Consider the following 7,574-nt stretch of genomic DNA (forward strand, 5'->3'; position numbering starts at 1 on the left):
GCTTGTGTTCCCAATCATGCCGTGCGGCGCAGTATCAGCAGATGGCGCTGGCCTTGGCAACCCGGTACGGTCAAGGCCTGCTCGCTATCTACTCTGAAATCTGCCGGCAATGCTACCAGCTCATCGGCAGGATGCAGCCCTTTCATTGCCAACCACTGCGTCTGCGCATCGCCAAGGTGCCGAGTCCAGTTGGTAAAGTTCTCCATGCTGCTGAAAGCACGAGAAACAATTCCAGTGAAAGGCATCGTCGGTTGAAACGCTTCGACCCGGCTGTGGATAACTGTGAGGTTGTCCAACTTCAGCTCCAGTTTCACCTGGGTCAGGAAGCGAGTCTTCTTGCCATTGCTATCCAGAACCGTGACTTGTTTGTCCGGATGCAGGATAGCCAGCGGAATACCGGGCATCCCGCCGCCGCTGCCAACGTCGAGCCAGCGCTCGCTGTGGATAAATGGCATGACGCTCAAACTGTCCAACAGATGCCGAGAAACCATCTCGTCCGGATCGCGCACGGCGGTCAGGTTGTATGCCTTGTTCCACTTGATCAGCAGGGCCAGGTAAGCCAGCAGTTGCGCGTGATGCGTTTCGCTCAACTCGACGCCGAGTTGGCGGGCACCTGTGGACAACTCTTCAGCGTGTTGAGGGGTGACCTGAGAACTCAAGCGCTTTGCTCCAACTCACGGCTTGCGCCGCGTTTTTTCAGATGAATCAGCAACAGGGAGATTGCTGCCGGGGTTACACCAGGAATACGCGATGCCTGACCCAAAGTTTCAGGCCGGGTTTGACCGAGCTTGCTCTGAATTTCCTTGGATAGACCGGAAATACCGCTGTAATCGATATCGTCGGGCAGGCGGGTGTCTTCACTGGCACGCAAGCGGGCGATTTCTTCCTGTTGCCGGTCGATATAACCGGCGTACTTGGTCTTGATTTCAACTTGCTCGGCGACTTGCGGGTCGACATCGCTGCCACCCGTCACCTCCATCAGGCCAGCGTAGTCGATTTCCGGGCGGGTCAGCAGGTTGAGCAAGTTGTACTCATGGCTCAACGGCGTGCCGAACTTCTCAGCAATCGCTTGCCCCTGTGCGGTGTCTGGACGAACCCAGGTCGATTTCAGTCGCTGCTCTTCCAGGGCAATGCCCTCGCGCTTGGCGCTGAAGGCAGCCCAACGTTGATCATCGACCAGACCAAGCTCACGACCTTTTTCGGTCAGGCGCAAATCAGCGTTGTCCTCGCGCAGGATCAACCGATATTCGGCACGCGAAGTGAACATTCGGTACGGTTCCTGGGTACCCAGAGTAATCAGGTCGTCGACCAGCACACCGATATACGCCTCGTCACGACGTGGGCACCAGCTTTCACGGCCCTGAGCACGCAGTGCCGCGTTGGTTCCAGCCAGCAAACCTTGTGCACCGGCCTCTTCGTAGCCAGTCGTACCATTGATTTGACCGGCAAAGAACAACCCACCAATAACCTTGGTTTCCAGGCTGTACTTCAGATCACGTGGATCGAAGTAATCGTATTCGATGGCATAGCCCGGGCGCACGATGTGGGCGTTTTCCATACCGCGGATCGAACGGACGATCTGCAACTGCACATCGAATGGCAGTGATGTGGATATTCCGTTGGGGTAAAGCTCGTGGGTATTCAGGCCTTCAGGCTCGATGAACACCTGATGGCTTTCCTTGTCGGCAAAGCGATGGATCTTGTCCTCGATCGACGGGCAATAGCGTGGGCCAATACCTTCGATGACCCCGGAGTACATCGGCGAACGGTCAAGGTTCGAGGCAATGATTTCGTGGGTGCGGGCATTGGTGTGGGTAATCCAGCAACTGACCTGACGTGGGTGCTGTTCCTTGGAGCCCATGAAAGACATCACTGGAATCGGTGTGTCGCCAGGTTGCTCAGTCATCACCGAGAAATCCACAGAGCGGCCATCGATACGCGGCGGCGTACCGGTTTTCAGGCGGCCTACACGTAACGGAAGCTCGCGCAAGCGATGCGCCAGGGCAATCGCTGGCGGGTCACCCGCGCGACCGCCGGAGTAATTCTGCAATCCAATGTGGATAAGTCCACCGAGGAAGGTCCCGGTCGTCAGCACTACTGAATCAGCGAAGAAACGCAGACCCATCTGAGTCACCACGCCGCGTACCTGGTCCTGCTCGACGATCAAGTCATCGCACGACTGCTGAAATATCCACAGGTTGGGCTGGTTCTCAAGAATTTCACGTACCACCGCCTTGTAGATAGCGCGGTCGGTTTGTGCGCGTGTAGCCCGTACAGCCGGGCCTTTACGGTTGTTCAAAACACGGAATTGGATACCGCTCTTGTCAGTGGCCAATGCCATGACGCCGCCGAGCGCATCAATTTCCTTAACCAGGTGGCTTTTGCCGATACCACCAATGGCCGGGTTGCAACTCATATGACCGAGGGTTTCCACGTTGTGGGTCAGCAGTAGGGTTTTTACGCCCATGCGTGCAGACGCAAGCGCAGCCTCGGTACCGGCATGGCCGCCGCCGATGACGATCACTTCAAAACGGGAAGGGAAATCCACCACGCACCTCGTGCCTGTTTCGGGAATAGATAGGGATAACGCACAAGTATAGGGACTTCCCCCCCTCTAAAGGAACCTTTTGCACAAAATTTAACCAGGCTGTGGATGAATGGTGAGCAATAGAAATTAAAAGAGAGAAATTTATTAAAGCTTTGTTTTTATGTTTATTTCTATAGAGCACATTTTCTGTGGATAAAGATCTACAAGCCTTTATTTTCGTACTGTACAGAGATTTATAACCCTGTGGTCTACCGACCATGAGCACTCTGGATAAGCGTCTTAAGCCTGTGGATTAAAACGTCACTTACCCACAGGCGTCGTTATCTTCAGCTTTTAGGGCTAGTTATCAACGGAGCTGAGGCTAGGTTTTCCACAGGGCTTATTTATGCGAATTGAAGTCAGGCGCACAGGCGAACGCGCAGAGGTCGTGCCGAAGGCAGCTCTATGGGAAGGGAAATAGGTGGGAAAAAGCGCAGCGGCCAGGCCCATTGCGGACCCGGCTGTGGATAAGAAAATTATTTACCGATGCAGAAGCTGGAGAAAATACGCCCGAGCAAATCGTCGGAGCTGAATGCTCCGGTGATTTCGCCCAGCGCTTGCTGGGCCTGACGCAGGTCCTCTGCCAGCAGTTCACCGGCTCCTGCCAAGGTCAATTGAGCACGTCCGTGTTCTAGGTGTGCGCTAGCCCTTCGCAGTGCCTCCAAATGGCGTCTGCGGGCGCTGAAGCTGCTCTCCGCGGTTTGTTCATAGCCCATGCAGGCCTTTAGGTGCTCGCGCAGCAGCTCAAGCCCTTGGTCGGAATCCTTGGCACTCAAGGTGATCGTGACGTGGCCATCGTCACTTTTTTCCATCGTGATGCGCTCACCGCTCAAGTCAGCCTTGTTCCGTATCAGCGTGACCTTTGCTGGATCTGGACGCAGATCGAGAAATTCAGGCCACAAGGCAAAAGGATCACTTGCTTCGGGCGCCGTCGAGTCGACTACCAAGAGCACTCGATCAGCTTCAGTGATGGCCTTCAGCGCACGTTCGACGCCGATCTTTTCCACATGATCATCGGTATTGCGCAACCCTGCGGTGTCGACGACATGCAGCGGCATTCCATCAATGTGGATATGTTCGCGCAAAATATCCCGAGTGGTACCGGCGATGTCAGTAACAATGGCGGCCTCGCGACCGGCCAGCACGTTAAGCAAGCTGGATTTACCGGCGTTGGGGCGGCCAGCGATCACAACAGTCATGCCGTCGCGCAGCAATGCCCCCTGCCCTGCCTCTCGCTGTACGGTGGATAAGTGGGTACGGACATCATCGAGCATGCCCAGAACATGGCCATCGGCAAGAAAATCGATTTCTTCTTCAGGGAAGTCGATTGCCGCCTCGACGTAAATCCGCAAGCTGATCAGCTTTTCCGTAAGGTTATCCACACGACGGGAAAACTCACCCTGCAATGAACGCAAGGCATTGCGCGCAGCCTGTGCAGAACTGGCTTCGATCAAGTCGGCAATCGCCTCGGCCTGAGCCAGGTCGAGCTTGTCATTGAGGAACGCACGTTCGCTGAATTCCCCTGGACGAGCCAGACGACATCCCAGTTGTACACAGCGCTGCAGGAGCATGTCGAGCACTACAGGGCCGCCGTGTCCCTGCAACTCCAATACATCTTCGCCGGTGAATGAGTTCGGACCAGGGAAAAACAGAGCAATGCCTTCATCGATTATCAAGCCATCATCGGCGCGAAACGGTCCGTAGTGCGCATGCCGAGGAGTCAGCGATTTTCCGCAGATGACCAGCCCGGCTTGCTGCGCCAAAGGTCCGGAGAGTCGCACGATTCCAACGCCCCCACGCCCCTGGGCGGTAGCAATGGCGGCAATGGTTTCACGAACAGTATTCATGCTCGAAGGCCTCACGACAAAAAACGACAGATAGCAAAACGCCCCACGAGGGGGCGTTTATCCACAGGTTAGCTGGCTAACCCGTTATGCAGCGGCTTTCTTTGTAGCCTTCTCGATGCTGCGAGTGATGTACCACTGCTGCGCGATCGACAAGCAGTTGTTCACAACCCAGTACAGCACCAGACCTGCAGGGAACCACAGGAAGAAGAAGGTAAAGATGATAGGCATCATTTTCATTACCTTGGCCTGCATCGGATCCGGAGGCGTCGGGTTCAGCTGCTGCTGGATGAACATGGTTGCGCCCATGATGATCGGCAGGATGAAGAACGGATCCTTGATCGACAGGTCGGTAATCCAGAACATCCAAGGTGCTTGACGCATCTCGACGCTTTCAAGCAGTACCCAATACAGCGAAAGGAAGACTGGCATCTGCACTAGAATCGGCAGACAGCCACCCAACGGGTTGATCTTCTCTTTCTTGTACAGCTCCATCATGGCCTGCGACATTTTCTGCCGATCATCGCCATGCTGTTCTTTCAGTGCGGCCAGTTTTGGTGCAACGGCACGCATGCGCGCCATCGACTTGTAGCTGGCAGCCGACAGTGGGAAAAACAACAGCTTGATCAGCATGGTCAGGACGATGATCGACCAGCCCCAGTTGCCGAGCAGGTTGTGGATATGTTGCAGCAACCAGAAGATTGGCTGGGCGATGAACCACAGAATGCCGTAGTCGACAGTCAGTTCCAGGCCTGGGGACAACGTTTTGAGTTTGTCCTGAATCTTAGGACCTGCGTACAACATGGCACTGGTTTCGCCGGTAGCGCCAGCGGCAACATTCAACGCCGGGCCAGTGAAACCAATGATGTAGTTACCTTGGCTGTCTTTACGCGTCTGAACGATATTGTTTTCAGACTTGTTCGGAATCCAGGCAGTAACGAAGTAGTGCTGGAGCCAGGCTACCCATCCACCGGTAACATTTTCTTTCAGATTTCCCTTGTCGATGTCTTTCATCGACACTTTTTTGTAGGGTTCTGAACTTGTCCACAGGGCAGCACCCAGGTAGGTCGCAGTACCAGTTGCAGTGCTGGAAGACGGATCCGAGCTGGCGTCACGCTTCAGTTGTGCAAACAGATTACCGGTCCAAGGCTGTGCGCTCTGGTTATCGATCAGGTAAGTAACGGTCAGATCATACTCGCCGCGCTTGAAACTGAAGCGCTTGATGTAGTTGACACCGTTATCGCTGAATTTGAGGTCGACTACCAGTTGATCCTGGCCATCAGCCAGTTGATAACTTTTCTTGTCGGCAGCGTACAACGGGCGACCGCTCGAACGTGCATCCGGACCATTGGTGCCAGTGAGGCCACTTTGAGCCAGGTAAGTACGTTCACCACCGTTATCGAACAACTGGAATGGAATGTCTGGATGATCCTGGCGGCGCGGATACTTGGGCAGCATCAACTGGGCGATGTCACCACCGTTTGGATCGATAGCCAGGTCGAGTACGTCAGTTTTGACCCTAATCAGGTCTTTGCTAACGGCAACTGGCGCCAGTTCGGCAGGGCTGGATTCAGCGTTGGCACTCGGCACATCGGCGCTGGCGCCAGTGTTTCCGGCCTGCGCGGTATCCGGCAACGCCGGGGCAACGTTGCTGGCAGCAGTATTCTGAGTCGGCAAGGCAGCTTGGCCGTAGTCCTGGTTCCAGTTAAGGACCATGACATAGGACACGATTGCCAGGGCGACGATCAGGATCGTGCGTTTAATATCCATGATTACTCGGCTATCGAAGAAGAACGGGAAGAGGGAGCAGGCGGAACCGGGTCAAAACCGCCGGCATTCCACGGATGACAACGCCCCAGGCGACGAACGGTAAGCCACCCGCCACGTAAAAGACCATGGTTTTCGATGGCTTCTAACGCGTAGCAGGAGCAACTGGGGTAGAAACGACAGTGACTGGCCATCAGAGGACTAATGGCATAGCGGTAAAACTGGATCGGAACGAGTGCCAGTTTACGCATCTTGACTGTCTACCCCCACAGAGTCGGTGTTAACCACTGGAGCGGGCCGACTACGTGCGAGGCGCTTCCAGAGCTTGCCAAAATGTTGGTGCAATTCTGGGTTTTCAATCTCGCCCAACCCTTTGCGCGCGACGATCACGATATCCCAACCTGCAAGCAAGTGCTGGTTCAGGCGAAACGAATCGCGCATCAGGCGTTTCAGGCGATTGCGTTGAACGGAGAGCTTGACGCTCTTTTTCCCGATCACAAGCCCCAGACGGGGATGATCCAGACCGTTCTCGCGAGCAAGGAGCAGGAGGTTTTTCCCTGGAACCTTGCCGGTTGGGGAGTCGAAGACCGCTTTGAAGTGTCGGGGAATAAGCAGACGCTTTTCCCGACTGAAGTCCTGACTCACCACCAGTGCCGAAAAATCAAACTGCCAGGCGCTTACGGCCTTTGGCACGGCGACGCGACAGAACGGCACGACCGTTCTTGGTGGCCATACGAGCACGGAAACCGTGAGTGCGAGCGCGCTTGATGGTGCTTGGTTGGAAAGTACGTTTCATGGCGTGTTACCTGGTTCGTCGACTACGGGCCGGAATGGCCCCCGTTTTAAGAGACCGGCGATTCTAGAGAAAGCGCGGCCGTAGGTCAATTTCCAACCAGCTTTTCCTTATAGACGGAAAGTTCTTCGTTGCGGTGGAGCCTGGGGACGGACTAAACCTGCGAACGCTTAAACATAAAAAAAAAGAGAGGAATTATTTAAAGCTTTTCTGTAAATCTTATAAAGCTTAAGCCGATCATTTCTGTGGATAGATTGCTGCAGGCCTTGTGAAACGTCATGTACAAGGAATTGAAACCTTGTCGAGAAGAGGTGTTTTTACTGTGCTGTAGGCTCGGAAAAGCTGTGGATTAAATAGCTTGTTATCCACAGGGCGGTTATCCACCGATTTCAACCCCCAGTTGTGCATAGACCTCAAGTGCGGTTATCCACAGAGCTTATGCACAAGGCCAAAGGGTCATTTTTGCCACTAAATTGCTGATTTATCGCTGTGCTCGTAGCAGGTGCATGTGGATAACTGCGCTGGTGCTCGGTACAATGGGCGCTTGTTTTTGCCTCACCGGCTTTCAACTCAGGGGATATCC

General features: G+C 54.6%; 7 protein-coding genes. All 7 read right to left on the bottom strand.

What is annotated here, in order from left to right; all coding sequences use genetic code 11:
- Positions 1 to 14: 14 nt before the first annotated feature.
- The gene (gene rsmG / locus D3Z90_RS26685) at positions 15 to 659 is read right to left on the bottom strand and encodes a 16S rRNA (guanine(527)-N(7))-methyltransferase RsmG (protein ID WP_136478850.1); all 645 of its coding nucleotides are present in this window, start codon (positions 657 to 659) and stop codon (positions 15 to 17) included.
- The gene (gene mnmG, locus D3Z90_RS26690) at positions 656 to 2,548 is read right to left on the bottom strand and encodes a tRNA uridine-5-carboxymethylaminomethyl(34) synthesis enzyme MnmG (RefSeq protein WP_136478851.1); all 1,893 of its coding nucleotides are present in this window, start codon (positions 2,546 to 2,548) and stop codon (positions 656 to 658) included. The genes rsmG and mnmG overlap by 4 nt, the downstream gene beginning before the upstream one ends.
- 515 nt (positions 2,549 to 3,063) lie before the next feature.
- Positions 3,064 to 4,434: a tRNA uridine-5-carboxymethylaminomethyl(34) synthesis GTPase MnmE gene (gene mnmE / locus D3Z90_RS26695; protein ID WP_136478852.1), complete on the bottom strand. Its 1,371-nt coding sequence runs from the start codon at positions 4,432 to 4,434 to the stop codon at positions 3,064 to 3,066.
- 84 nt (positions 4,435 to 4,518) lie between these two features.
- The gene (gene yidC, locus D3Z90_RS26700) at positions 4,519 to 6,201 is read right to left on the bottom strand and encodes a membrane protein insertase YidC (RefSeq protein WP_136478853.1); all 1,683 of its coding nucleotides are present in this window, start codon (positions 6,199 to 6,201) and stop codon (positions 4,519 to 4,521) included.
- Positions 6,202 to 6,203: 2 nt separating this feature from the next.
- The gene (gene yidD, locus D3Z90_RS26705; protein WP_082071379.1) at positions 6,204 to 6,449 is read right to left on the bottom strand and encodes a membrane protein insertion efficiency factor YidD; all 246 of its coding nucleotides are present in this window, start codon (positions 6,447 to 6,449) and stop codon (positions 6,204 to 6,206) included.
- On the bottom strand, positions 6,442 to 6,846 hold the full coding sequence (rnpA, locus tag D3Z90_RS26710) for a ribonuclease P protein component (protein ID WP_045186563.1): 405 nt from the start codon (positions 6,844 to 6,846) through the stop codon (positions 6,442 to 6,444). The genes yidD and rnpA overlap by 8 nt, the downstream gene beginning before the upstream one ends.
- 13 nt (positions 6,847 to 6,859) lie before the next feature.
- Positions 6,860 to 6,994 (bottom strand): 50S ribosomal protein L34, encoded by a 135-nt coding sequence (gene rpmH / locus D3Z90_RS26715; RefSeq protein ID WP_002551315.1) that lies wholly within the window; start codon positions 6,992 to 6,994, stop codon positions 6,860 to 6,862.
- Positions 6,995 to 7,574 lie beyond the last annotated feature (580 nt).

The sequence above is a fragment of the Pseudomonas sp. DG56-2 genome (genome assembly GCF_004803755.1).
Classification (GTDB): Bacteria; Pseudomonadota; Gammaproteobacteria; order Pseudomonadales; family Pseudomonadaceae; genus Aquipseudomonas; species Aquipseudomonas auratipiscis.